Source organism: Sporosarcina oncorhynchi, from assembly GCF_033304615.1.
GTDB classification, from domain to species: Bacteria; Bacillota; Bacilli; order Bacillales_A; family Planococcaceae; genus Sporosarcina; species Sporosarcina oncorhynchi.
The window spans coordinates 1,456,128-1,481,799 of record NZ_CP129118.1 but is presented as its reverse complement, the minus strand read 5'-3'; the positions used below and the strand labels follow the sequence as shown (position 1 = coordinate 1,481,799).

Here is a 25,672-nt window from a genome sequence, read left to right as displayed (position 1 = left end):
TTTTGACCGGTCTTGGCAGCTTTTTTGTCATTCTTCATCATCTGTTTTTTCTACCTCTTTTTGACGATTAATCAATTGACTCGTCGTTTCCGCCTGATTCACTTGTGCTCTATTCTTTTTCAGTTCGAAATAATGATCCAGTGATTGTCTGACAAGTTCCCCCATCGTTTTGTTGGCAAAAATGTAATCGCCCCTATTCGTTGAAGCATAGGGAATCAGTAGGGCGTAAGCGATTTCCGGATTTTCTGCAGGAGCAAAACCAATATGCGTCAAATTAACCGACGCCATGCCATATTTACTGCGATCATCACCAAAATAAGAAGTTTGTGCGGTCCCAGTTTTTCCGGCAGCTGTATAGGAAGCGCCATCGAACAGATTACGTCCGGTACCGTTAGGACCGTAGTATGTGTAATGCATCCCTTTTTTCACCTGTTCGATTTCTTCTGGAGTGTTATTAATATGGTTGAGCACTTTTATTTCTGTTTCCTGCAACAATGAACCAAGTGTCTCTCCGTCTACAGAAGGCTCCCGAATTTCTTTAAGGATTTTTGGCGCGACCCGATTGCCTCCATTCGCAATTGTAGACACATATTGCAGCATCTGCAGGGGCGTATACGTATCAAATTGACCAATTGCAAAGTCTAGTAGCTTACCAGAAATGGTATCTGTTCCGGTTACACCGGAGTATTCTCCCGGCAAATCAATTTCAGTTTTCACACCCAAACCGAATGAAGCATAGGAATTCCGTAATCTATCGAAAGCACCTGTGTCGATTGGTAACGGTTTGTGAGGACGGTATACTGCATTTCCCATGGACATGGCAATTTTGAACATGTATACGTTGGAAGAACGACCTAACGCCTGGATGTCATTTACCGAAACACGCCCATTCTGATTGAACAAGGATGCCTTCTTCTGCGTTCTACTAATGTAGATAGGTTCATCTATCTTCACTTCACCGAGAGATAGGACATTCTCGCTGTATCCAGATAGAACAGTGGCAGGTTTTACGGTTGAACCGACTTCATAGGCAGCCGTGAATGTACCGTAAGCGTAATCACGAATTTCCCATTTACCTGTATCTTCGTCTTTCACAAGCCTTTTCCCGACAAGTGATAGAACTTCTCCATTATTAGGATCCATCATAACGATAAACGCACGGTCCAACAGGCCTGCTTTTGGATCTTTTTTCATTTCCAGCAGCTTTTCAGCGAGTAATTCTTCTAGGAACTCCTGTAGTTCACTGTCCATTGACAAAATTAGATCTTTCCCGGGCACCCCTTCTCTGACTGTTTTTGTTTCAATGACACGCCCAGTCCGATCTTTAATATTTTTGACAATTGTTTTTTGACCTTTTAATAGTTCTTCATATTGCTGCTCGAAATAACTGCGGCCAATGCGATCATTTCGTGAATAGTTACGGGCTAAATAATAATCCAAATGGGATCTTGGGATGCCTTCCACCGAACTCGTCATTGTTCCGAGTATTGTGCTGTCGGAAAACTTGATACGATTCCAGTCAGTCGTCGTGTTTACACCCTCTAAGTCATCCAGTCGCTCTGATACAGCGGCGAACTCTCTGTTGGTTACATTCCCACTTTTGATGATTTGTGGCGAATAGGCATACCCTGACATCATTTCCCGATAAATTGCCAACACTTCGAGTTCATGATCTGTGAAGGATGCAAGTTCTTCATCTGTAATTCGATCACGGGTAAGAATATTTACTTGACGTTGAATATCACTTTTGGAAACGGAACCGTCAGAACTAATCTTTTTTATCTCTTCCTTAGTGACTTTAGCGGCCGCCTCTTCAGGATGATTCAAAATCCAAAAGTCCCGTTTATCGCCTAACGTCACACGCTTCGTGTCCTGTTGAATAAGCTCAGAAAGAGCCTCTGCAATTTCCAGCATATCTTTTGCAGTCGTGGAAGTTGTTTTTGTATATGTAATGGCATTCATTGGCTTATTATCGACAAGTATTTTGCCGGTGCGATCATAAATCCGCCCTCTTGGTACGCTTGTATTGACAGGAATTTCTTCCGTCTTTTCTAGCAGTCTTGTATATTCTTCCCCTTTGACGATCTGCAAATATCCAAGACGGAAAATCAGCAGGGAAAATAGGATGAAAATTGAAAAGAACAGCAGATTCATCCTGAAGGCGATATGTTTCCGTTGCCGGATTTTAGCTTGGTCTACTTTGCGCATCGACTTTTTCATAACAATTCCCCTTACAAATTTAGTTCACATTGCATTATAGCATTCCAAATACAAAAAGCATACATCCTGACGAACAGGATGTATGCTTGGTTGCATGTCAGAAATTAGTTTTGAAAGTTTTTAGCAACTGCGTCCCAATCTACAACGTTCCAAAATGCAGAAACATAATCAGGGCGTCTGTTTTGATAGTTCAAATAGTAAGCGTGCTCCCAAACATCAAGTCCCAATAACGGCTTTTTGCCTTCCATCAATGGGGAATCCTGGTTTGGCGTCGATGTGATTTCAAGTTCACCATTGTTGGATACTAACCAAGCCCAACCTGAACCGAAACGAGTTGCTGCTGCTTTGCCGAACTCTTCTTTAAACGCGTCAAAGCTACCGAACTTTTTGTCGATTGCTTCAGCTAATTCACCAGTCGGCTTACCGCCGCCGTTTGAAGATAGTGTTTTCCAGAAGAACGAGTGGTTAGCATGTCCTCCACCGTTGTTGCGTACTGCCGTACGGATGTCTTCAGGAACAGCATCCATATCGGAGATTAAGTCTTCAATCGACTTGGAAGCCAAATCATCATGACCTTCCAAAGCCTTATTCACGTTCGTCACATAAGCATTGTGATGTTTCGTGTGGTGGATGTTCATCGTTTCTTTGTCGATGTGAGGCTCTAGCGCATCATATGCGTAAGGTAATTCTGGTAATGTGTAAGCCATTTGTCCATTCCTCCTAGAGTGATAGTGATTTTTCCTACACCTTAACATTATCAAAAGAGAACATGTCATTCAATTGAAATGAACTATATGGCTATGAACACAATAAAAATGCCAATCATTAGGAGCATTACGAAGCCTTTTGTCACAATAGACGTCAAAAAACCTACTAGTGAGCCGATACCGGTCAATAATGATTGTTTCAGACCTGTACGCGAGAAGATTAGTTCAGCAATTACCGCTCCAAGGAAAGGTCCTAGTAAAATCCCCGCTACAGGTATAACAAACGGTCCTACAAGCAATCCAATCGTGCTTCCCCACATTCCAGCTTTTGAACCACCAAACTTTTTGACTCCTACTATATTGGCGAATGTATCTGCTCCGAATAATAGGACGACGAAGAGAAGTTGTATAATCCAGAAAATCCAACCCATCTCATCAAATGACACGATCCAACCATATAGCAAGAAACCTCCGACAATAAAAAAGACGGACGGGATGATCGGATAGACCAACCCGATAAAAGCAACAGCAAACATGACGACAGCAATTATCCAGCCCAGTATCTCCAAACCTTCCCCTCCTCTATCAATTGCGTCTCGGCGTAATCGCCTCTAAAAAATACCCCCACTTCCTTCCGAGACTTAACTTAAATCAGCAGGAAGTTTGAACTCCGTTTGATTGAAATGCTTTTCGGGCACACATCCCACCACTGATAGAAGTGGAGCACTTCTGCTGAAACAAGTTATACACGCTTGCCTAAAATAGCTTCTGCAATATTGACTGCATGATCACCGATCCGCTCCAAGTTGGACACGATATCAACAAACACAATTCCAGCTTGCGCTGAACAATTGCCACCATTCAGTCGAACAATATGGCTTTTCCTGAATTTACGTTCCATCTTGTCAATCAAATCTTCTTGTTCTGCTACCGTTTTGGCCAATTCGATATCATTTGTATCTAACGACCGGATAGCTTTATCGACAGTGCCGATTGTTAATGTAAACATTTCAGTCAGTTCACTCATTGCATCTTCCGTCAGTTTCACTTTATTGACTTCACGGAAATCAATAAGTTCAATAATGTTTTCAAAATGGTCACCAATCCGTTCAATATCCCGAACCGTGTCCATCAACATTACGTGTCTGGCAGATTCTATTGGCGAAATATTGACTGCAGATATATCAACCAGATAATCGGTTATTTTACGATCAAGGTTGTTTATGGCATCTTCTATTTGATAAGCTGTTTCAGCATTCCGTTTATTGCTTGTTTTTAAATATTCATACGTTTCCTGAAGCCCCTGGACGGCGAAATCACCCATCCTGATAATCTCTTCTTTCGCCTGCCCAATCGCAACAGCTGGTGACTGGTTGATGAAATTCGGATCAAGGTGCTTCGGTTTATATTCGATTGTAACATCTTTGCCAGGGATGATTTTCGTAACGAATAATGCCCAGGCACCGATTAACGGGAATTGTATTAATGTATTCAAAACGTTGAAAGTACCATGTGCAAATGCAATCTGCATTTTACTTTCAAGATTCAAAACACCTGAAATCCATTCCACGTACAATGTAAATGGATGCAATAGGATAAGGAAAACAATTGCCCCAACAATGTTAAAGAGTACATGTGTTGCGGCCGCTCTTCTAGCTGCCACTGATGCTCCGATTGCTGCAAGAATCGCTGTAATTGTCGTACCGATATTATCTCCAAACAAAACCGGCAGGGCTGCCTGCAAATCGACGAGGTTCTCAGCATATAATCCTTGCAATATACCGACTGTCGCGCTGGAACTTTGAACGATGAGCGTGAATACAGTACCTGCCACTACTCCTAACAAGGGATGTTCGGCCATTGTCACCGTGAAATCTGAGAAAGCTGACAACGATCTTAACGGCTTCATACCTGCGCTCATCAATTCTAATCCCAGGAACAATCCACCGAACCCGAAAATGACTTCTCCCATATTCTTGATGGAGTTCTTTCTAATGAAAAAGATAAGAAATGCGCCAAATGCCATAATTGGCAATGCGTACGCACCGACATCAAGACCGATAATGAATGCAGTGATAGTTGTACCGATATTGGCCCCCATTATAACGCCAATTGCTTGTCGCAACGTCATGAATCCTGCGCTAACCAATCCTACTGTTATGACCGTCGTCCCAGAACTTGACTGGATCAGCACTGTGACGATAATCCCGACGAGCACACCCATGAACGGATTCGTCGTGAACCTGTCCAAAATCGAACGCAGACGATCTCCTGCCGCCTTTTGCAATCCGTCACCCATGTACTTTATCGCAAATAGGAAGATTCCAAGGCCTCCTATAAATTGAAACAGCATCTCTTGCCAATTTACATCCATTCAGCAATCAACCTCCATGGCACATATATGTATAACAACCCTATTATGTTGATACAATGAACCGATTGTAAATAGATATGGTCAAATCTTTACATTCCCTTAACAATCGGTGTCTAAAATGTCATCATTCTGTCGAATGTTTCATCCATCTTGATAAATACAGGTCGCCGGCATCCACTGGAATACGGTAAAATGGTAAACTGATTGTATATGAAGGAGGTTGTTTTCTCTGTGAAGTTCCATCAATTGTTTCTAGCCTCATTACATGAACCGAAAAAGTTGGCAGCGTTCCGTCTGTTGCCCATTGGCCGGGTCATCAAGTACGCGTTCTTTTTCGTTCTGCTCATGACCGTCATCTCTTTCAGCCGGTTTCTGTTCGGTGAAACTGAACTTTTTGTCGCTTCACCTGAACTTGCTGAGTACAGTGAAACGATGGGTGGTTTAATTTATCCGATGGCGCTCACTTTCCAATTTGTGATTGCGACTTTCTATGTCTTCGTTAGAATCAGTCTGTTTGCCGCAATCGGCTTGTTAATTGGAAAAGTTATTAAACGACGTGTGGAGTACCGTTTTCTTTGGCGGACAGCAGCAATTAGCATTACGATTCCCCTGTTAGTTACAATTGTTTTCGATTTCTTTCCCGCAACAGAAACTTTCAGTATATGGGTGACGTCCATTATACATATCACTTACATTTCTTTTGCCCTAAAGTATTATCCAAAAGCACCCCGATGAATACTTTCCCTGTGACATCATATAGTGTCTGAAGGGAGGGATTGTTCATGCGTACAATAATTATTGCGGCTCTGTTGTTTCTTGTGTTTCATATTATACGGGTAGATCTTTTTGATGGGACAATCCCTCTGGCTGCTTTTTTCGGTGAAGAGACGCCATGCATAGAACCGGTCATCAATGTCATCCAAGTAACGACAATCCAAGGTGACACGATTGAAACGCTTTTGTCCATGTATCCCGATGTGGAGTCGACTTTCGTTGAACGATTATCCGCATTTTATTCCCTCAATCCATATCTTCAGAATCAGGAGCTAAAAGGTGGTTTGACTGTCAAACTTCCAATTACGAAGTTGGCACAAACTGTGTGTGAATGAGAGAGTTAAGAGATGTGCCTTGTCTTTTAAGGTTAATGATTGCTAAAATAGAATTCAGTTATTAGTTTTAAGGAGAGAAAATCCATGAGTGAAATGACCCACAGATCCAAAACTCGTCCTGTTCGTGTCGGTAATTTGACAATTGGTGGCAGCGATGAGTTATTCATCCAAAGTATGTGTACGACGAAGACGCATGATGTTGATGCGACTGTAGAAGAGATTCTCCGCCTCGAAGAAGCAGGTTGTCAGATTGTCCGTGTAGCATGCCCGGATGAACGCGCAGCCTATTCAATCGGCGCAATTAAAGCACGCATCAACATTCCCCTAGTTGTCGATATTCACTTTGACTATAAATTGGCATTGATTGCAATTGAACAAGGGGCAGATAAGATTCGTATCAATCCCGGAAATATTGGTCGCCAGGAAAAAGTTGAGGCAGTCGTCAAAGCAGCGAAGGAAAAAGGGATTCCAATCAGAATCGGAGTCAATGCCGGTTCTCTTGAAAAGCATATCCTGAAAAAGTACGGCTATCCGACAGCTGATGGAATGGTCGAAAGTGCTTTGCACCATATTAAAATATTGGAAGACTTAGATTTTCACGATATTATCGTTTCCCTAAAGGCGTCCGATGTCAATCTTGCAGTGGAAGCCTATACTAAAGCAGCGGCTGCGTTTGATTATCCTCTTCACTTAGGTATTACTGAGTCCGGAACATTGTTTGCCGGCTCCATCAAAAGTGCTGCAGGGCTTGGTACGTTGCTATCAGCAGGTATCGGCAACACATTGCGTGTATCATTAAGCGCAGATCCTGTTCAAGAAATCAAAGTCGCACGTGAATTACTGAAAGTATTCGGTCTTTCCTCAAATGCGGCAACACTTATTTCCTGCCCGACGTGCGGACGTATCGAAATCGATCTCATTACAATTGCAAATGAAGTAGAAGAGTATATTTCAACGATTAAGGCGCCTCTCAAAGTCGCTGTACTCGGTTGTGCGGTTAATGGTCCAGGTGAAGCTCGAGAAGCTGATATCGGTATTGCAGGTGCCCGTGGAGAAGGTCTTCTATTCATGAAGGGCAAAACTGTTCGTAAAGTTCCCGAAGAAACAATGGTTGATGAATTGAAGATGGAAATTGATAAGCTCGCTGAAGAATATTTCGAGAAGAAAAGAAAAGAAGAACTTCTTCTTCAAAGCGGAGCTACCGAATGAGACAAATCCGTTTCGGAATTGATATTGATGGGACAGTGACTTGCCCCACTTCCCTGCTTCCTCATATCAACGAAAAGTTCGGTTGCAATCTTATTCTTGATGATATAAAAGAGTACGACCTGACCAAAGCGATACGAATCGATGAAAAAGAGTTTTCCGAATGGTATCGGTCAGCAGAATCCGTAATTTATGAAACATCTCCTGCTCAGGAATACGCGAAAATGATTTTGTCAGAGTGGAAAAAGCGATATGAGTTGTTTTACATTTCCGCACGCGGTGAAAATGTTATGGATTGTACCCGCCAATGGTTCGATAACGAGCAGATTCCATATGATCACATCGAACTGATTGGTACCCATCACAAGATTGAAGCCGCCAAGGAATTTAAAGTCGATGTGTTCTTTGAAGACAAACACGATAACGCGGTCGGCATCCATGAAGAACTTAACATTCCAGTACTGCTTTTTGATACACCTTATAACCGTGAACCGATTCCTGAAGGGGTTATTCGCGTAAATGGTTGGAAAGAAGCCAACGAATGGATTAAAAAACTATTTCCAACGAACGCTGAAATAATTTCATAAAAAAAAGAGGAAGTCGGATTATGATCCGTCTTCCTCTTTTCATCTTATCCAAAAATAGTGTTAAGGGTACAGACAAACTGGACATTTTCCGTACACTTCGAATTTATGACCTTCCACTTCATAACCTGGAAGATTGACAGAAAGGGATTCCATCGGACAATGGGGTATACTTTCCGTCTTCCCACAATCCGTGCAGATGAAGTGATGATGATGGACGCCATGATCGCATTGCATCCTGAAATGACGCTCCCCATTCAGCTCCGTCTCTTCCAATATCCCTAGTTCAGAAAACGTCGTCAAATTTCGGTAGATTGTATCAAAACTAACGCCAGGGTTATCGGCAGCCATATGATTCCGGACTTCCATCGCTGTGAGATAACGATCTTTTCCAGAAAAGAATTCCAGAATGATTTCCCTGTTTCTTGTGCGTTTGAACTGACTACCTTGAAGTATTTCCCACGCTTCATCCAACGTCATGCATATACCCTCCCTTCACTTTCGCAACTCGTTTTTTGCCATTGAGTTTATTCCACCCCAGGATTCCAAGTAAAATAATAATTGACGTAATAACAATCGTTCCACCTGGCGCAATGTCAAGATGGTACGCAGAAATTAAACCTATTATGACTGATAATTCACCGATCGCAATTGACAAGAGCATTGCCCCTTTAAAACTCTTTGCTACTTGGATTGCCGCGGCTACAGGGATTGTCATTAAAGATGAGACGAGAAGAATCCCTACTATTCGCATCGAAGCTCCAATGACAAGTGCCACGATAATCATGAAGACAGTCTGAATAACCTTACCGTTAACACCTGAAACTTTTGCATACTCTTTGTCAAAGGACAATGCAAATAGTTCTTTATAGAAGAAGCGGATGAAAGCAATGACGACGATGGCAATAATGATGATGACGAACAGGTCCTGTCTGCTTACTGCAGAGACCGAACCAAATAGATATCCGACAAGATCAGAGCCAAATCCTTTCGCCAATGAAATAAATATGGCGCCAAAACCTATTCCAGCTGATAAAATAATAGGGATTGCAAGTTCTTCGAAATTTTTATAGGCACCCCTCAACCGCTCGATAAGCAGTGAGCCGCCGACAGCAGTTGCCATACCCAGATAAACAGGATTCAATGCGGAAAAGAACAGTACGGATTGACTAAGGTAAAGACTACCCGCTATACCTGCGAGTGCAACATGACTCAATGCATCCGCGATAAGCGCCAACCTGCGAACAACGATAAACAATCCAAGCAAAGGCGCGATAACTCCAATGATCAGGCCTGAAAGAAAAGCATTCTGCAAAAATTCATAGGACAATAATGCACTGATCATCTCATTACACCTCTTCCTTTGGGGCATGTACACGTCTGACAGGATGCCCGTACCAGGATGAGATATCATCGTCATCCATATTCTTGTAATCCGATTGGATGCCATGGAAATGGATTGAACGGTTTAAGCATGCGACATGTGAAGCGAGTTCCGTGACTAGATCGATTTCATGCGTTACAAGGAGGATAGCGATGCCGTGTTCACGGTTCAAATCGTTTAGCATAGAATAGAAAGACGCAACATTCTTCTGATCGATACCCACTGTCGGTTCATCCATGATAAGCAGATCTGGTTCTCCGACTAAAGCGCGGGCGATAAATACCCGCTGTTGCTGCCCACCCGATAACTCACCGATATTCGAATTGGAGAACTCATCCATCTTTACGATTTTAAGTGCGTCCAACGCATGTCGTTCATCTTGCTTTGAAAAGCTTTTGAAAAGACCAACTTTGCGAGTCAATCCACTTTTCACTACTTCAAGGACAGTAGCTGGAAATCCCGAATTGAAAGAATTGGATTTTTGTGAAACGAAGCCAATCCTTTCCCGCTGCTTAAACGTTCCAATGCTTTTCCCAAAAAGTTTGACGACTCCTTCATCAGGCGCCAGCAAACCAAGGATGATTTTTATAAGCGTTGACTTACCTGATCCGTTTGGTCCGATTAACGCCCAGAACTCCCCTGCTTTGACTTGCAAATTGATATCTTCAAGTACCGTGGAATGGCCATAATGGAAGCCGACATTCTCACAATCAATCAGTATATTTTTCATGTGTAGTACCCTTTCTGATTTAACAAGACTTCAACATTAATAGTAAGCTATTGCGAATTTTTAAATAGGAACGATTACGATTACTCGTAAAAGTATAAACGAAATTGCTTAGCGACACAACTCTTTGAGAAGGAATGGTGAACTTTGGAGTATATGCAATTACTAAATGACATCAAAATGAAAAGTGATGCAGAAGCGAAGGTACTCGCTGATTCATACGGAATTGATTTGTCAGTAAAGGAAATACGTGCTTTACGACCACTAATCGATGAAATTTCATTTCATTGGCTGTTTACAGGCATACCAGAAAGTTTCATCGCTAAAGTCAAATTAGCAGTTGGGGATAAAAAAGGTGAAGAGCTTTTTCGTCAATACCTAGATATGATTTGAAAACAATGACGCCATCCCATTTGAAAAAGGGATGGCGTCATCGTTTTAAAATCGCATAATTCTTACTACTTCAGTAGAATTTAAACGAACAGCAACTCACGCATTTCGGGTTGGAATTTATTCGCTTTGAACATCTCTATTTCCATTTTGTACGGGGCTACCTTCTTTTTAGGATCATTGCCGACAAAAGGTGTTTCAAGGATTTTCGGAATTAACTTGAAATCAGGATGATGAACAATAAAATTAAGCGGTTCGAAGCCGATATGGCCGTGTCCGATATTTTCATGACGATCCTTCATCGCTCCACGCTCATTTTTACTGTCATTGACATGTATAACAGAAATTCGGTTTTTGCCGACAATTCTATTGAACTCGTCAAGGACGCCTTCAAAATCATTGACGATATCATAACCTGCATCATGTACGTGGCAAGTATCGAAACAAACTGTTAGACGTTCATTGTTTTTTACACCATCAATAATTCTTGCAATTTCATCAAAGTTTCTGCCACACTCGCTGCCTTTTCCAGCCATCGTTTCCAGTGCGATACGAACCGTTGAATCATCAGAAAGTACTTCGTTCAAACCTTCGATAATTTTAGCAATGCCCGCATCTGCACCAGCACCCACATGGGCACCCGGATGGAGAACAATCTGATCTGCTCCTAGTGAAGCAGTCCGATGTATTTCCTGTTGAAGGAAATCGACACCTAATCTGAATGTTTCTGGCTTCGTGGTGTTGCCAATATTGATGATATAAGGTGCATGCACGACGATATTGGATAATCCATTAGCAGTCATATGTGCTGTGCCTTCCTCAATATTCAGTTCTTCTATCGGCTTTCTCCGCGTGTTTTGTGGAGCACCCGTGTAGATCATGAACGTAGTTGCTCCATACCCAGCAGCCTCTTCACTGGATCCGAGTAGCATTTTCTTTCCACTCATTGAGACGTGTGAACCTAACAGCAATGGTTGATCATTTCCCATTTTTACGTTTCAGTCTCCTTTCCCTCTTTTTAAAGTTCTCTATATCCTTCGTCATCTTCTTTTTATAGCCTGGTTTAACTTTGTCAGGTTTTCGGACGAATGAACCCGCTTTCCGATCAAGTTCATCACTTTCCTTTACACGTTTTTTACGTGCATTCCGCTCTTTGACTTCCGTCCACTCGCCATTTTTGACATCTTCATGAATGAATGGAATGCCCATTTTTTCAATCTGGACGATTTTATCATCTTCTGATGGATCGTAAAGAGTGATGGCAATCCCTTCTAGACCTGCCCGTGCAGTTCTACCGACTCTGTGTATGAAGAATTCATTCTCATCGGGTAATTCATAGTTGATGACATGACTTACGCCTGGAATATCAATTCCACGGGCAGCAAGATCTGTTGCGACGATAAATTGATAGTCAAGATCGCGGATTTGTTTCATCATCCGTGTTCGTTCACGCGCATTTAATGCCCCGTGAATTCGTCCAGCTTTAATACCGTGGGTAGCAAGGTAATTTGCAACTTCATCTGTATTCTGTTTCGTGTTTGTAAAAACAATCGCCAAATAAGGATTAATGGCCTGCAATACATGAAGCAATTTCTTTTTACGATCCATGCTCCGTACAGGGACCAAGGAATATTGCATCCCTTCAGTCAACGGCTTTTTATTGCCAATCTGTACATGTATTGGACTTTCCATATACTTCGAAAGAAATGGCTTAAGCTTTTCTGGTATTGTCGCAGAGAACACATACATTTCAAGATTACTCGGCATTTTGGAAGCGAACTGATCGATATCTTCGATGAATCCCATATCAAATGCAAGATCCGCTTCGTCTATTACAAGTATGGACGCCGTATGAATATTCAACGCTTTCACTTCTGTCAGATCTCGGATTCTTCCCGGTGTTCCAACAATTATATGGGGATTGGATTTCAATTTGTCAATGGAACGTTGTTTGTCTGTTCCACCGATTAAGATTGAACTGCGGATCCCTGTTTTTTCGAGCATCTTATTGAGTTCTTCATAAAGTTGCGTGGCAAGTTCTCTTGTTGGTGCCGTGATGACAGCCTGCAACTCTTCTTTTTCTTCATCAAGACGTTCGACGATTGGAATAAGGAAACTATGAGACTTTCCGGTTCCGGTGTGGGCTTGGCCAATCGCATTTGATCCTTTTAGAATCAACGGAATCATTTCTTTTTGAATTGGTGTAGGTTCTTCAAAACCTAACCGTTCAATTGCTTCCCGTAAAAACGGTTTAAATTTGTAATCTGTGAATTTAGACATTTATATGCCTCCTAACGTATTCTTATTGTAGCATGATTCCGTTCCGCCGTATGTGATTTTCGCATAGTATATATTGTGAATGCTCACAATGACTAAAAAGAAAGGGGTATATCATGAGATACGAATCCTTCTATCCATTCACGGGCAATCAACCTCCTCCTGCGGCGAGGGCACAGCCCATCCAATACGGTTACCCAGGGCAGCAATATGCCGACCCGGTTATGCAATACACCAACCAGGGTATGCAACAAAGGCGAGCGTATCCAGTAAATCAGATGGAAAATCCATATGGATCACCAGCGCAAGGTCAACAGCAAGATGGTTCAAAAATGGAAATGTACATGCAGACAGCCAACCGTTTTTTGTCTACCGCACAACAATTCGCACCTCTCGTCCAACAGATGGCTCCAATGGTTCAGAACCTTCCCGCGATGTGGAGATTATATAAAGGCTTCCAGTCACTCCCGTCCGCTGGAGCAGGTCCTGCGGCAGCTCAAACTGTACCTACCAGAGTTCCGCCTGCCGGTACGCCGTTAGGTCAGTCCAACCCGCGTATTTTCCAACCGCCCAACTAATAATTTTGAATCAGTTGCCAGACTCCGCTATAATGGATACAGATCCCTTTTGAGGAGTGTGGAGCTGAATGAAAGTAATGAAGATTTCCCCTCGCGGTTATTGCTACGGGGTTGTCGATGCAATGGTCATTGCAAGAAATGCAGCGCTCGACAAAACATTGCCTAGACCTATTTATATACTTGGCATGATTGTTCATAATAAACATGTTACAGATGCATTTGAAGAAGACGGTATTATTACGTTGGACGGGGAAAACCGACTGGAGATTCTCGAGAAGGTCGAGACAGGAACTGTCATCTTCACTGCTCATGGTGTATCGCCAGAAGTCCGGGAACTTGCCCGTCGCAAAGGACTTGTATCCATTGATGCGACGTGCCCTGATGTGACCGTGACACACGATTTAATCGAAGAGAAGACCGCCGAAGGATATGACATTGTTTATATTGGCAAAAGGCATCATCCAGAGCCTGAAGGAGCAATTGGTGTTGCACCGCATGCCGTTCATTTGATTGAAACGCTAGATGATGTTGAAGGACTTGAACTTAGCAATGATAAATTGCTAGTAACAAATCAGACGACGATGAGTCAATGGGACGTCGTTCATATCATGGAAGCCCTTAAAGAAAAGTTTCCACATATCGAAGTGCATAAAGAGATTTGTCTCGCTACACAAGTTCGACAGGAAGCCGTCGCCGAGCAAGCCGGTGAATCCGATTTGTTAATTGTCGTAGGTGACCCTAAGAGCAATAACTCTAATCGTCTGACACAAGTTTCAGTCGAAATTGCTAATACACCTTCCTATCGGATTTCAGATGTTTCGGAGATTGATATCCAATGGTTAGAAGGCGTGAAAACAGTTTCCGTAACAGCCGGTGCTTCTACCCCGACATTAATTGTCCGTGAAGTGATTAATTTCCTTGATAAGTTTGATCCTGAAGATCCAGCGACTCATATACCGGAAAGTACATTCAAATTGGACCGTATTCTTCCAAAAATTAAAAATCCTGAACCCGTTAAACGGATTGAACCTTATGCGCTTAATGAATGAAAAGTTGTTCCGCCATCGAAATAGGGCGGAACAACTTTTTTTCTCTATTACATGATAAAGCGAAACGGCTCAGTGTCAACTACTGATCGGATGAACGTAATTTCATACCCTTTTTCCGCGCATAAATCTTCCATCTTTTTTGCCACACCTTCAATCATCACTTTTTCCACATGATGACCCGGATCGACGATTCCTAAATCGAGCAGTTCTGCATCCTGCGCACTATGGAAATCCATGTCTCCTGTCACAAAGACATCCGCACCTGTTCGTTTTGCATCACGTATATACTTACTGCCACTCCCACCGAGAATAGCAACTTTACGCACGCTTTTATTAAAATTTCCTACTACCCTAACTGCCGGAACATCAAATGCGCTTTTAACATAACGGGCGAATTCTTCCAGGCTCATTTCTTTATCCAATTTACCGACTCTACCCAGCCCGAATTCCTCTGTTCGCTGATCTAACATAAAAAAGTCATAAGCCGGCTCTTCATATGGATGGGCGGCAAGCATCGCCTTCACGACTATCGATCTCATTGGTCCAGGCAAAACAACTTCAATCCGCTCTTCAGACACCGCTTCTTCTTTGCCGACTTGTCCGATGAACGGATTTGCTCCTTCAGCAGGCGTGAAACGTCCTATTCCAATTGAACTGAAACTGCATCCGACATAATCTCCTAACGCTCCTGCACCTGCATGCGCTAGTACAGTACGTAAGTTTTCAGCATGTTCCACTGGACAGAAAACTGCAAGTTTATAGAGTGGGTCGGAAATTGAAGGTGCCATCACTTGCACTTCTTTTAAGTTAAGCTTATCCACGAGAAGGTCGTTAACGCCTCCCGGTGCTACATCTAAGTTTGTATGTGCTGCGTAAACAGAGATGTCATGTTTAATGCACTTCTCAATAAGTCTTCCTTGAGGTGTATCTGTCCAAATATGTTTCATTGGACGGAATATCGGTGGATGATGTGCGATGATTAAGTTCACACCTGCTTCAATTGCTTCATCGATTACCATTTCGTTCACATCCAATGTGACGAGCACCTTTTCTACTGGACGGTTCAACTGTCCTATATGCAGACCTATAGGATCCCAGTCCTCAGCAAACCGTTTTGGCGACCATTGTTCAAACAACGTAATGATTTCATGTCCATTCACTTTTTTCAAGATGATAATACCCTCCTTACCAACTCCATTTTCTTTTCCAGTTCATTCTTTTTATCATTGATATCTTCAGAGTTGCCGGCATGCTCCAAAGAATCAAAAATGCGCTGCCACTCCGATGCTTCTCGTCGCATTTCTCTAAGAAAATCGCTGATTTTTCAATCATCAAAACTGGTCCGACAAGCAATTGTAATTCATTGTAAGTTGCCTGTCCTCTTTCCAAAACAAGAATTTCGTAAATTTTATGATCTTCTTTCAGAATTCGCTCGTCCACAATCTTCCAACCGTTTTGCATTGCCCATATACGTATGGATGATGCGTGTATGTTCGGTTGAGCGATAATTCTTTTAACGGAGGTTAGTGCGCTAGAGCCGTCTTCCAATATAGAAGCGATTAACGGACCACCCATGCCGGCGATTGTAATCGTATCGACATGATCTTTTGGATCTATTGCAGCCAACCCATTCGCCAATCGGACGGTAATTTGGTCAGATAGTTTTTTTCTTTCAACATTTCGTTTTGCAGATTCAAATGGACCTTTTACAACTTCCCCAGCTATCGCTTTATTAATTTTCCCTGTACCAATTAGATAGCATGGTAAATAAGCATGGTCACTTCCGATATCGGCAAGGATTGCACCTTGTTCGACAAAATCGGCAACTCCCGTCAGCCTATCTGATAATTTATCATGATTCAATCAATTCCCCGCCTTTCTGTTCACTTAATTGTACGGGATTTCGCCGTTCATTGCCAGAAATCAAAAAACCATCGGAATGGCATATTTCAGCCACTTCCGATGGTTTTCCACTCTTATTTAAGTGTAAAGAGATATTCAGTCAATTCGTCAATTTGCTCATCTGCAAGCTTGTCTCCAAATGCAGGCATACCGCCTTGACCATTTTTAATGATGTCGTGAACCGTTTCTTCTGAGTCAGTCAAACCAACTAGGCTTGGACCGAATGCTCCAGTTAGGTCACCACCATGACAGCTAATACATTGACCTTGAACGAAGGCTTCAGGATCGAAATCTTCAGCGGCTGCTGAGCCACCTTCTGTTTCTTCAGTGTTACCTTCCTCGTCCGTTGCAGCAATTTCTTTTTTCTGATCGAGACCGTAAAGTGACATGAAGAAAATAAGTCCTAATCCAAGCGCAAATATTAGGATATAAGGCACTACGGGATTGTTTTTCATTGAATTACCCTCCTTCACAAGGAATTATTCTGTAAATATATACAGTGCACATCTAATATTGTACTGTATATGAAGAAAAACTGAAAGAGTTATCCCTGTAGATTTCAACCTTTGTGACAAATTCGACAAACTTTCTACATTAGCAACCGATTTGACGTGCAATTACCATACGTTGTACTTCGGAAGTTCCTTCTCCGATTTCAAGAAGTTTCGCATCTCTCATATAACGTTCGACTTCATATTCTTTCATATAGCCATAACCGCCATGGATTTGAATCGCTTCATCTGCAACTTCCATTGCAATTTCAGACGCATACAATTTACACATCGCAGCTTCTTTTGTGAATGAACGTCCTTGATCTTTCAGCCAAGCGGCTTTATAGACCATTGTTCGAGCCAATTCAATTTTCATGGCCATGTCCGCCAACTTAAACTGAGTTACTTGGAATTCTGATAACGTTTTGCCAAATTGCTTGCGTTCTTTGGAATATTTCAAAGCACGATCATATGCCGCCTGAGCGATTCCTACAGCCATTGCACCGATTCCAATGCGTCCACCATCCAATGTGACCAAGAACTGTCTGAAACCGTTCCCTTGCTTCCCTAACAGGTTCTCTTTCGGAACGCGGACATTATCCAGCACGAGTTCTGTCGTATTGGAAGCATTTAAGCCCATTTTTTCATAATTGTCGATAACTGTAAATCCTTCCGCGTTCGTCGGAACGATAATTGCACTGATTTCTTTCTTGCCATTTTCCGTCCCTGTAATTGCTGTAAGCGCCAAGTGCTTAGCATGGCTTGCATTTGTAATGTATACTTTTGAGCCGTTTATAATATAATCGTCACCATCTTCAATAGCGGTCGTCTGAGTGCCCCCAGCATCAGAACCCGCATTCGGTTCAGTCAGTCCAAAAGCTCCGAATGATTCACCTGAACAGATTGGTGCTAAATACTTCTGTTTTTGTTCTTCCGTTCCAAAGAGATTCAACGGTGCTCCACCTAACGAAATATGTGCTGAGTACGTAATTCCTGTCGATGCGCATCCCCTGCTCAATTCTTCCGTAACAATAGCAAAACTCGTTGTATCTGCTCCTCCGCCGCCATATTTCTCATCGAACGGCAGGCCCATCATCCCCATTTCTGATAGCTGCTTGAAAATCTCAATTGGGAACGCTTTCGTACGATCCCGTTCAATAGCTCCAGGTGCAACTACTTCATCAGAAAACTCCCGCATCATCTTTTTAATCATCTGTTGCTCATCTGTCAAATCAAAATTCAATTTCTTCATCCCCTTTAATTGTGAACGCTTACAATACTATTATACAGAAAAATGTCCGACTATCAAAACCATTCTATCAGAAGAATGGCAGACACCGGACATTTCTTGAAAATCTTATAAAGTTTTGAATATGAAAGCGATAATAAGAAGCAGTCCACCTGCACCCGATAATGTAAAGTATAATAATTTTAATAGCCTGCCTGCCAAAAGCCAGAGCATACAATTCAAGATTAATAGACCGACAAGCAATGTAGGTTGTCCGATGAAAAATACGGTCCAGATCTTTAATGATATGAGTAGCAGCATAAAAGCAGCTATTATATAAAGAAATGAATTCAAACCAGATCGTGCTGTTTTTCCAAACATTGTTTTAATTAATATGCTAATTGTGAACAAAGCCGCGATTGATAGTGTAACTGTAGGATATTCAGTGATGAAAAATAGTGCTATTCCGCTTAACAGCGCAGTCAACAGAAAAAGCATGATTGTTACATTCATACTTTTCTTTTCTTTAACTAAGACAGCATCCGAAATATCTACTTTACTATCTTCTTCTCCTTGCGTATAAAGAGTTATTAAGAAATCACAGTAATGCTCAGGTAGCAATTTATTGCTTTTCCAATAATTGATTTCTGTCATAATAATTTTCTTACGTTGAGCATTCATCGAAATTCGCCCCTACTCCTATTCGTTCGATTGAATCATTTGCCTGTCGAGGCTAGACGCCTGCTTCCACTTTTTTTAATCCAGTTCCTGCAGGCAGCCTCTCGGGTCACTTCGGACTTACCGAAATGGCGCAAAGAGCGCACCTTTTCGGTAAGTCCTCCAGTGCCTGTCGAGGCTAGACGCCTGCTTCCACTTTTTTTAATCCAAGCAAAAAACATCGGCATTGTTTTACTGCCGATGTGTGTTGCTTATTCTAAAAAGTCTTTCAAGCGTTTGCTTCTTGAAGGATGTCTTAGTTTACGGAGCGCTTTTGCTTCGATTTGACGAATTCTCTCGCGAGTGACACCGAAAACTTTGCCTACTTCTTCAAGAGTTCTTGTCCTACCGTCATCCAGGCCAAAACGAAGGCGTAATACGTTTTCTTCGCGGTCTGTCAGTGTGTCCAAAACGTCTTCTAATTGTTCCTTCAAAAGTTCATAGGCTGCGTGATCGGAAGGCGACTGCGCTTCTGAGTCTTCTATGAAGTCTCCTAGATGTGAATCGTCTTCTTCACCGATAGGTGTTTCAAGGGATACAGGTTCTTGGGCAATTTTTAATATTTCGCGTACTTTTTCTGCTGTCAATTCCATCTCTTCACCAATTTCTTCAGGTGATGGTTCACGGCCTAAATCCTGAAGTAATTGACGTTGTACACGAATGAGTTTATTGATTGTTTCCACCATATGAACTGGAATTCGAATTGTACGTGCCTGGTCGGCAATTGCACGAGTGATTGCCTGGCGGATCCACCAAGTTGCATACGTACTGAATTTGAAACCTTTTGTATGGTCAAACTTCTCAACGGCTTTAATAAGTCCCATATTACCTTCCTGAATTAAGTCTAGGAACAGCATACCACGGCCGACATAACGCTTAGCGATGCTCACAACAAGTCGAAGGTTCGCTTCCGCAAGCCTTTTTTTAGCATTTTCGCCTTTTTCCACAAGTTCCAGCAATTTCGGATCGGGTTTCTTCATATCTGCAAGCTGTTCTTCAGCCGCTACTCCTTCTTTAATGCCAATAGCCAATTTGACTTCCTGGTCACCTGTCAAAAGATCGACACGGCCAATCTCTTTTAAATACATGCGGACAGGGTCATTTATTTTGACGCCGGGAGGCACACTTAAATCGTTAAGGTCAAAAGTTTCTTCCTTAGCGGGAGCTTCTTCGTCTTCTTTCCGCTCCATTTCGATGCCTGCTGCTTCGATCTGGTCTAGAAACTCTTCAAACTGCTCAGGTTCCATCTCAAAAGTCGACAGTTTTTCCGCCACTTCATCTTGTGACAGTTCTCCCGCTTTTTTACCCGCTTCCAAAAGACTCGCTTTAACTTCGTCTAATGTCACTTCATTTTCCATTTCACCGGATTGCTCTTTTTTAGTCATAATACCCGTTCCTCCTTAATTCACCGGAATACGGCTCACATTGCCGATAATGATTTCCGGAGCTGTATGATTTCCCTGGCCAGCTCCAATGCCCGGGTATAATCATTCATTTTTTCCGCTTCTTTGGATTCGTGCATCATCCTGTCAATTTTCACCGTCACTCGGTGTTTTTCAAGATGATGGATGCAATCATGTATTTCTTGTTGCGCATATTCGGGATCTCTTTCCAGCATCGCTGCCTCCATAACAATCTTTCGAAGTTCACGATCCTCTAGAGATTCTGCGAATCTGTGGAAATCCGGCATTTTATGTTCTTCATAAAAAGCCGCTAATTTCACAAAAATCGTTGCATATTCTTCCCGATTGAAAAGTTCCTGGTGCTCATCACGCACTCTGTCAAACAGCTGAACGTCTGTCAAAAGGTGGCAAAGCAAGAACTTTTCCGCCCTTTCCACACTCGTCGTCTTTCGATTTCGAAACGTGTCCATTTGTGGAACAGTTTGTAAACCAGGCTCTGCTGTTTTCTCGCGTTTGGCGATTTTACCAACCGTCTTGGTTAGTTGCTCACGTAATGCTTCTGCTGAAACGCCTGTTTCCGTATTCAATTGACGGAGCAACAGATCCCTTTCAATAGGAGAAACTTTAGGAGCAAGCTCTTCCATTACTTCATGGATATATTGCAACACATCGTTCTCATGTGACAAATTCTTTGATCTCTTATAGTAGGCCATGGTAAATGACATATAGGAATGCGGATTGCCGATAACTTTTTCAGCAAAGGCTTCACCACCATACGTCGTGATATATTCATCGGGATCCATTTTGCCCGGCAAAAGGGCAATTTGGGCATCTAGGCCTTTCTGCTGTGCAAGGATGGCAAATCTTCTTGCCGCTTCCCAACCCGCATTATCTCCATCGCAACAAATGATCAGCTGATTAGCTATCCGCTTTAATTTCGTCAGATGGGTGTCAGACAAGGATGTACCCATAACCGCGACACTATTCATAATACCTGCTCTTTCAGCCGAAATTGTATCCATAAATCCTTCGAATAGTATTACTTTACCCGTTTTACGCACATTAAGACGTGCATGATGAAAATTATAGAGCAAACGACCCTTTTCAAAAATGGGCGTCTCTGGACTGTTTAAATACTTTGCTTCTTCTTTTGAATCGGACAAAATCCTTCCAGAGAATGCAACAACATTGCCATTGTCATCATGTAAAGGGAACATCACCCGTCCCCGAAACCTATCAAAATACCCGGTCCCATCATTTTTCATGATACAAAGTCCGGCTTGCTCCATCTCCTTCATATCGAATTTTTTTCTTTGCAGAAGTTGAGATAGAACTTCACGGTCATCAAGCGACCATCCTATACCATAGTTTTCGATATGCTCACGCGAAAACCCTCTTTGTTCCAAATATTGTAATGCCTTTTCCCCCTCTACCGTATTCAGTAATAAATGACTATAAAAATTAGCCGCAAGTTTATGGGCTTCGATCATCGATTGGTTTTCCAATTTCCGACTGTCTGCGGAACTGTTATTCAGATCGATGCCCAATTCAATTCCAGCGCGATCAGCAAGTTTTGATACTGCTTCCGTAAATGGATTATTTTCAATATCCATCACAAATGTAATGGCATTCCCACTAGCACCGCAACCAAAACAATGAAATAGCTGCTTGTCTTCCGAAACAGAAAAAGAAGGTGTACTTTCACCATGGAAAGGACATAGTCCGAACCAGTTCTTCCCTCTTTTAGTTAGTTGGACATATTCACCTATCAAATCAACAATATCCGTCTTTGATCTGACTTCCTCAATTGTCTCCTCGGGAATCTTTGTCATTCTATCACCATTCTCTTCTTACATACTTCAATTCTAGATAGCTTTCAAAAATCCTGCTTATTCGACAAAATAAATTCATTATGCTTCATTAGGCCGTAATTCCTTGAGGTTAATTCAGAACATACGGCGGCAATATACTATTGTACACAATCCCAAAAGAAGAACCAACCATTATTTACTGGAAGGCTCTTGTAATGATAGATTCTGTTTATGAATTCGACAATTCGCTTAAAATCAAGTTCGCGGTTTCTTCGACCGCCCGATTTGATACATTAATCACTTTACATCCTATTTTGTTCACAACTCTTTCAAAATGCAGCAGTTCTTGTTCGATACGTTCAACCTGTGCGTAATTGGCATCATCTTTCAAACCAAGCGCTATGAGTCTCTCTTTCCTAATGGAATTCAGGACATGTGGCGAGATAACGAGACCAAAACATTTTTTTGGATCAATCTGAAAAAGCTCTTCTGGAGGTTCGACTTCGGGTACAAGGGGTACATTGGCTACTTTATATCTGCGATGGGCTAAGTATTGAGATAGTGGCGTTTTGGAAGTTCTTGATACACCTACTAATACAATATCCGCTTTCAGCACGCCTCGTGGATCACGACCATCATCATATTTAACTGCAAATTCAATCGCTTCGATTTTCTTAAAATAGTCTTCATCTAATTGTCGGACGAGTCCCGGTTCCTCATAGGGTTTTTCGTTGACAGTCTCCCCTATCTCAGTGAGGAGCGAACCAAGTAAATCGACACATCTCAGTCCATTCAACCTGCATTCATCTTTTATCTTTTCACGCATTGAACTTTTCACTAATGTATAAACGACGATCGCTTGCTGACGTTTGGCCAAATAAGCGATTTCCTTCAGTTGTGACTCGTCCTCCACATGAGAAAAACGTTTCATCGATACCGTATCCAAGTCCTGTCTGAATTGGCTAGCTGCAGCTTTCGCAACCAGGTCGGCTGTCTCTCCAACAGAATCGGAAACGATGAACAATGTCAATTTCGTCATTGTATCTCTCCTTTATACACTTCATCGATGTTGATCGATTATAGTTTTCCACTGAATGGAAACGCAAGGGTTCTCAACTTCATTTAGAGATCATGCTCTTCTGCCAATGATAGGAAGGCGGCAGTGATGTTAGTCTTCGTTATTCGTCCGACGACCTCCAGACCCTCCCCTTTATTGACGATTACCGGAAGTGAGTCAATTTGCTTATCCATCATTTTTTTTGCTACATGAATAAGAGAATCCTGCTTTTTACAGAATGTTATATTGGGCATCCTTGTCATGATGACATGTACAGGAATCTTATCTAATTCCGTGTTCCCAAGACTCGTGCGCAATAGATCCTTGCGTGATAATACGCCCGTTAAAAAGGAGGATTTATCGACAACAAACAAAGTTCCGACATCGTCCAAAAACATCTGGCAGATAGCATCATAGACTGTAACATTTTCACTTACGACTACTGGAATGGATTGAAAATCCCCGACCTTCATTCCAATCATTTCGTCAGTTACCGACTGCGCCGGTTTTTTCCCCGAATAGAAATAGCCGACACGAGGTCTTGCATCCAGAAATCCTGCCATAGTAAGAATCGCCAAATCAGGTCTAATTGTTGCTCTCGCGAGACTAAGCCTTTCAGCAATCTGTTCACCAGTGATTGGACCATCCAATTTAACAATTTCAAGGATTTCATTCTGGCGCTTATTCAATTCCATATGAATCACCGCCCTAAACGTTCGATAATATATCCTTGCCTAGTATAGCATTTTGCTACTATAATTCCTATTGGCATGGCTTCCACGTTCGGAATTGTTCGAATTAGCTGGGGCATTGCAGATATTTTGGAACCATGCTACACTATTACTGAATTCAATAGGCAATGATAGGTCTATGAGTAATGCCAACAGAGCGAACGGGGATGGTGAAAGCCCGTACTGGCATGAAACGGCAACCTTGAGCTAACACTTTTTAAAGAGGGTTGTTACTACAACCAACTGGGGTGGAACCGCGGGTCATTACGCACTCGTCCCCGGACTTCGTGTCCGGGGATGGGTGCTTATTTTAATTGGAGGGATATACATGTTAACAATGGAACAAATTGTAAATGTATCGAAACAGAGAGGCTTTGTCTTTCCAGGGTCGGATATCTATGGAGGATTGGCGAACACTTGGGATTATGGTCCCCTCGGTGTCGCATTAAAGAACAATATCAAACGTGCCTGGTGGCAAAAATTTGTTCAAGAATCTCCATATAATGAAGGCTTGGACGCTGCTATTTTAATGAACCCGAAAGTCTGGGAAGCATCTGGCCATATCGGGAATTTCAATGATCCAATGATTGATTGCAAGAAATGTAAAACTCGTCACCGTGCCGATAAACTGATTGAGGATGCACTTGACGAAAAAGGGATGGAAGTCGTTGTTGATGGCATGCCTTTTGAAAAGATGGAAGAATTGATCCAAGAACATAAAATTGTCTGTCCTAATTGTGGTGCGATCGATTATACAGGTATCCGCCAATTTAATCTAATGTTCAAAACGTCACAAGGCGTAACAGATTCATCGGCGAACGAAATCTTTTTACGTCCTGAGACAGCACAAGGTATATTTGTGAACTTTAAAAACGTTCAACGATCCATGCGTAAAAAAATGCCATTCGGAATCGCACAAGTCGGAAAAAGTTTCCGGAACGAAATCACTCCAGGGAATTTCACTTTCCGTACACGTGAATTCGAACAGATGGAATTAGAATTCTTCTGCAAACCTGGAGAAGATATGAAGTGGTATGAGTATTGGAGAGATTTCTCCGAAAAGTGGTTGCATGATCTTGGTTTGACAGCAGAAAACATCAGACTTCGTGAACATAACGAAGATGAACTCTCCCACTATTCGAAAGGGACAGTGGACATTGAGTATAAATTCCCGTTTGGATGGGGAGAGTTGTGGGGTATCGCTAACCGAACAGATTTCGATTTGAGACGCCACATGGAACACTCCGGTGAAGATTTCCATTATCAGGATCCTGTCACGAACGAAAAATATGTGCCTTACTGTATCGAACCTTCGGTAGGTGCAGACCGCGTAACATTAGCATTCCTTTGTGATGCTTTTGACGAAGAAGAACTTGAAGGTGATGATAAACGTACAGTTATGCGTTTCCATCCAGCTCTTGCACCGATAAAAGCAGCTGTTCTACCTTTATCGAAAAAGCTCGCTGAAGGAGCAGATGAAGTATATGCGGAACTTCGCAAACACTTCCCTGTTCAGTATGACGATTCACAATCCATCGGACGTCGTTATCGTCGTCAAGATGAAATTGGTACACCTTTCTGCATCACATATGATTTCGATTCAGTAGAAGATCTTCAAGTGACAGTTAGGCATCGTGATTCAATGGAGCAAATCCGCATGCCGATTGCGGATGTCCGTGCTTATATTGAAAAACATCTTACATTCTAATCAATAAAAAGCCGCAGGA

General features: G+C 42.2%; 25 protein-coding genes and 1 pseudogene. 8 read left to right on the top strand and 18 right to left on the bottom strand.

Annotated features, from left to right (window positions below; translation table 11 throughout):
- Positions 1-27: 27 nt before the first annotated feature.
- From QWT69_RS06995 to QWT69_RS06980, 4 genes are all read right to left on the bottom strand, one after another.
- On the bottom strand, positions 28-2,220 hold the full coding sequence (locus tag QWT69_RS06995) for a peptidoglycan D,D-transpeptidase FtsI family protein (RefSeq protein WP_317970324.1): 2,193 nt from the start codon (positions 2,218-2,220) through the stop codon (positions 28-30).
- A 104-nt stretch (positions 2,221-2,324) separates the two neighbouring features.
- Positions 2,325-2,927 (bottom strand): superoxide dismutase, encoded by a 603-nt coding sequence (locus QWT69_RS06990; RefSeq protein WP_317970322.1) that lies wholly within the window; start codon positions 2,925-2,927, stop codon positions 2,325-2,327.
- An 83-nt stretch (positions 2,928-3,010) separates the two neighbouring features.
- Positions 3,011-3,496, bottom strand: a complete 486-nt coding sequence (locus QWT69_RS06985) for a DUF456 domain-containing protein (protein ID WP_317970320.1) — start codon at positions 3,494-3,496, stop codon at positions 3,011-3,013.
- 173 nt (positions 3,497-3,669) lie between these two features.
- Entirely contained in the window at positions 3,670-5,301 is a 1,632-nt protein-coding gene (locus QWT69_RS06980) for a Na/Pi cotransporter family protein (protein WP_317970318.1), read from the bottom strand.
- Positions 5,302-5,532: 231 nt separating this feature from the next.
- Here QWT69_RS06980 and QWT69_RS06975 point away from each other — a divergent pair, with 231 nt between their 5' ends.
- The 4 genes from QWT69_RS06975 to QWT69_RS06960 all read left to right on the top strand — a co-directional run bounded on the left by QWT69_RS06975 (position 5,533) and on the right by QWT69_RS06960 (position 8,203).
- Entirely contained in the window at positions 5,533-6,036 is a 504-nt protein-coding gene (locus tag QWT69_RS06975) for a DUF1189 family protein (protein WP_317970316.1), read from the top strand.
- Between the two features lie 47 nt (positions 6,037-6,083).
- A complete protein-coding gene (locus tag QWT69_RS06970) occupies positions 6,084-6,410 on the top strand; it encodes a hypothetical protein (RefSeq protein ID WP_317970314.1) in 327 nt (108 codons plus the stop codon).
- A gap of 84 nt (positions 6,411-6,494) precedes the next feature.
- Positions 6,495-7,619: a flavodoxin-dependent (E)-4-hydroxy-3-methylbut-2-enyl-diphosphate synthase gene (gene ispG, locus QWT69_RS06965; protein ID WP_317970312.1), complete on the top strand. Its 1,125-nt coding sequence runs from the start codon at positions 6,495-6,497 to the stop codon at positions 7,617-7,619.
- The gene (locus QWT69_RS06960; RefSeq protein ID WP_317970310.1) at positions 7,616-8,203 is read left to right on the top strand and encodes a hypothetical protein; all 588 of its coding nucleotides are present in this window, start codon (positions 7,616-7,618) and stop codon (positions 8,201-8,203) included. The genes ispG and QWT69_RS06960 overlap by 4 nt, the downstream gene beginning before the upstream one ends.
- Before the next feature lie 60 nt (positions 8,204-8,263).
- On the opposite strand, the gene QWT69_RS06955 is transcribed toward QWT69_RS06960, so the two are convergent.
- The 3 genes from QWT69_RS06955 to QWT69_RS06945 are packed head-to-tail and all read right to left on the bottom strand — an operon-like array spanning position 8,264 to position 10,314.
- On the bottom strand, positions 8,264-8,680 hold the full coding sequence (locus QWT69_RS06955) for a Fur family transcriptional regulator (RefSeq protein WP_317970308.1): 417 nt from the start codon (positions 8,678-8,680) through the stop codon (positions 8,264-8,266).
- Positions 8,667-9,545 (bottom strand): metal ABC transporter permease, encoded by an 879-nt coding sequence (locus tag QWT69_RS06950; RefSeq protein WP_317970306.1) that lies wholly within the window; start codon positions 9,543-9,545, stop codon positions 8,667-8,669. Before QWT69_RS06950 ends, QWT69_RS06955 begins: the two co-directional genes overlap by 14 nt.
- A gap of 4 nt (positions 9,546-9,549) precedes the next feature.
- The gene (locus QWT69_RS06945) at positions 9,550-10,314 is read right to left on the bottom strand and encodes a metal ABC transporter ATP-binding protein (protein ID WP_317970304.1); all 765 of its coding nucleotides are present in this window, start codon (positions 10,312-10,314) and stop codon (positions 9,550-9,552) included.
- Positions 10,315-10,458: 144 nt separating this feature from the next.
- On the opposite strand from QWT69_RS06945, the gene QWT69_RS06940 reads away from it, so the two are divergent.
- Positions 10,459-10,704 (top strand): hypothetical protein, encoded by a 246-nt coding sequence (locus QWT69_RS06940; protein ID WP_431312325.1) that lies wholly within the window; start codon positions 10,459-10,461, stop codon positions 10,702-10,704.
- An 80-nt stretch (positions 10,705-10,784) separates the two neighbouring features.
- Here the strand turns inward: QWT69_RS06940 and QWT69_RS06935 are convergent, their stop codons facing one another.
- Positions 10,785-11,672 (bottom strand): deoxyribonuclease IV, encoded by an 888-nt coding sequence (locus tag QWT69_RS06935; RefSeq protein ID WP_317970973.1) that lies wholly within the window; start codon positions 11,670-11,672, stop codon positions 10,785-10,787.
- A gap of 7 nt (positions 11,673-11,679) precedes the next feature.
- Positions 11,680-12,981 carry a DEAD/DEAH box helicase gene (locus QWT69_RS06930; RefSeq protein WP_317970302.1) on the bottom strand — a complete coding sequence of 434 codons (1,302 nt, stop codon included), beginning with the start codon at positions 12,979-12,981 and terminating at the stop codon, positions 11,680-11,682.
- A 113-nt stretch (positions 12,982-13,094) separates the two neighbouring features.
- On the opposite strand from QWT69_RS06930, the gene vrrA reads away from it, so the two are divergent.
- The gene (gene vrrA / locus QWT69_RS06925) at positions 13,095-13,556 is read left to right on the top strand and encodes a VrrA/YqfQ family protein (protein WP_317970300.1); all 462 of its coding nucleotides are present in this window, start codon (positions 13,095-13,097) and stop codon (positions 13,554-13,556) included.
- A gap of 68 nt (positions 13,557-13,624) precedes the next feature.
- On the top strand, positions 13,625-14,605 hold the full coding sequence (locus QWT69_RS06920) for a 4-hydroxy-3-methylbut-2-enyl diphosphate reductase (RefSeq protein ID WP_317970298.1): 981 nt from the start codon (positions 13,625-13,627) through the stop codon (positions 14,603-14,605).
- Between the two features lie 47 nt (positions 14,606-14,652).
- On the opposite strand, the gene QWT69_RS06915 is transcribed toward QWT69_RS06920, so the two are convergent.
- From QWT69_RS06915 to ccpN, 9 genes and pseudogenes are all read right to left on the bottom strand, one after another.
- A complete protein-coding gene (locus tag QWT69_RS06915) occupies positions 14,653-15,774 on the bottom strand; it encodes a Nif3-like dinuclear metal center hexameric protein (protein WP_317970296.1) in 1,122 nt (373 codons plus the stop codon).
- Positions 15,771-16,468: pseudogene (locus QWT69_RS06910) on the bottom strand (tRNA (adenine(22)-N(1))-methyltransferase). The gene QWT69_RS06915 and the pseudogene QWT69_RS06910 overlap by 4 nt, the downstream one beginning before the upstream one ends.
- Before the next feature lie 113 nt (positions 16,469-16,581).
- Positions 16,582-16,962, bottom strand: coding sequence for a c-type cytochrome (locus QWT69_RS06905; RefSeq protein WP_317970292.1), 381 nt, complete (start codon positions 16,960-16,962; stop codon positions 16,582-16,584).
- Positions 16,963-17,101: 139 nt separating this feature from the next.
- Positions 17,102-18,241, bottom strand: a complete 1,140-nt coding sequence (locus QWT69_RS06900; RefSeq protein ID WP_317970971.1) for an acyl-CoA dehydrogenase family protein — start codon at positions 18,239-18,241, stop codon at positions 17,102-17,104.
- Between the two features lie 114 nt (positions 18,242-18,355).
- Positions 18,356-18,907: a hypothetical protein gene (locus tag QWT69_RS06895; protein WP_317970290.1), complete on the bottom strand. Its 552-nt coding sequence runs from the start codon at positions 18,905-18,907 to the stop codon at positions 18,356-18,358.
- A gap of 248 nt (positions 18,908-19,155) precedes the next feature.
- Positions 19,156-20,328: an RNA polymerase sigma factor RpoD gene (rpoD, locus tag QWT69_RS06890; protein ID WP_431312324.1), complete on the bottom strand. Its 1,173-nt coding sequence runs from the start codon at positions 20,326-20,328 to the stop codon at positions 19,156-19,158.
- Positions 20,329-20,363: 35 nt separating this feature from the next.
- Positions 20,364-22,178, bottom strand: coding sequence for a DNA primase (gene dnaG, locus QWT69_RS06885; protein WP_317970288.1), 1,815 nt, complete (start codon positions 22,176-22,178; stop codon positions 20,364-20,366).
- A gap of 208 nt (positions 22,179-22,386) precedes the next feature.
- A complete protein-coding gene (locus QWT69_RS06880; protein WP_317970286.1) occupies positions 22,387-23,196 on the bottom strand; it encodes a pyruvate, water dikinase regulatory protein in 810 nt (269 codons plus the stop codon).
- An 83-nt stretch (positions 23,197-23,279) separates the two neighbouring features.
- Positions 23,280-23,909 carry a transcriptional regulator CcpN gene (gene ccpN, locus QWT69_RS06875; protein WP_431312323.1) on the bottom strand — a complete coding sequence of 210 codons (630 nt, stop codon included), beginning with the start codon at positions 23,907-23,909 and terminating at the stop codon, positions 23,280-23,282.
- Between the two features lie 364 nt (positions 23,910-24,273).
- Between ccpN and QWT69_RS06870 the strand changes: the two genes are divergently transcribed.
- A complete protein-coding gene (locus QWT69_RS06870; protein ID WP_317970282.1) occupies positions 24,274-25,653 on the top strand; it encodes a glycine--tRNA ligase in 1,380 nt (459 codons plus the stop codon).
- The last annotated feature ends 19 nt before the right edge of the window (positions 25,654-25,672 follow it).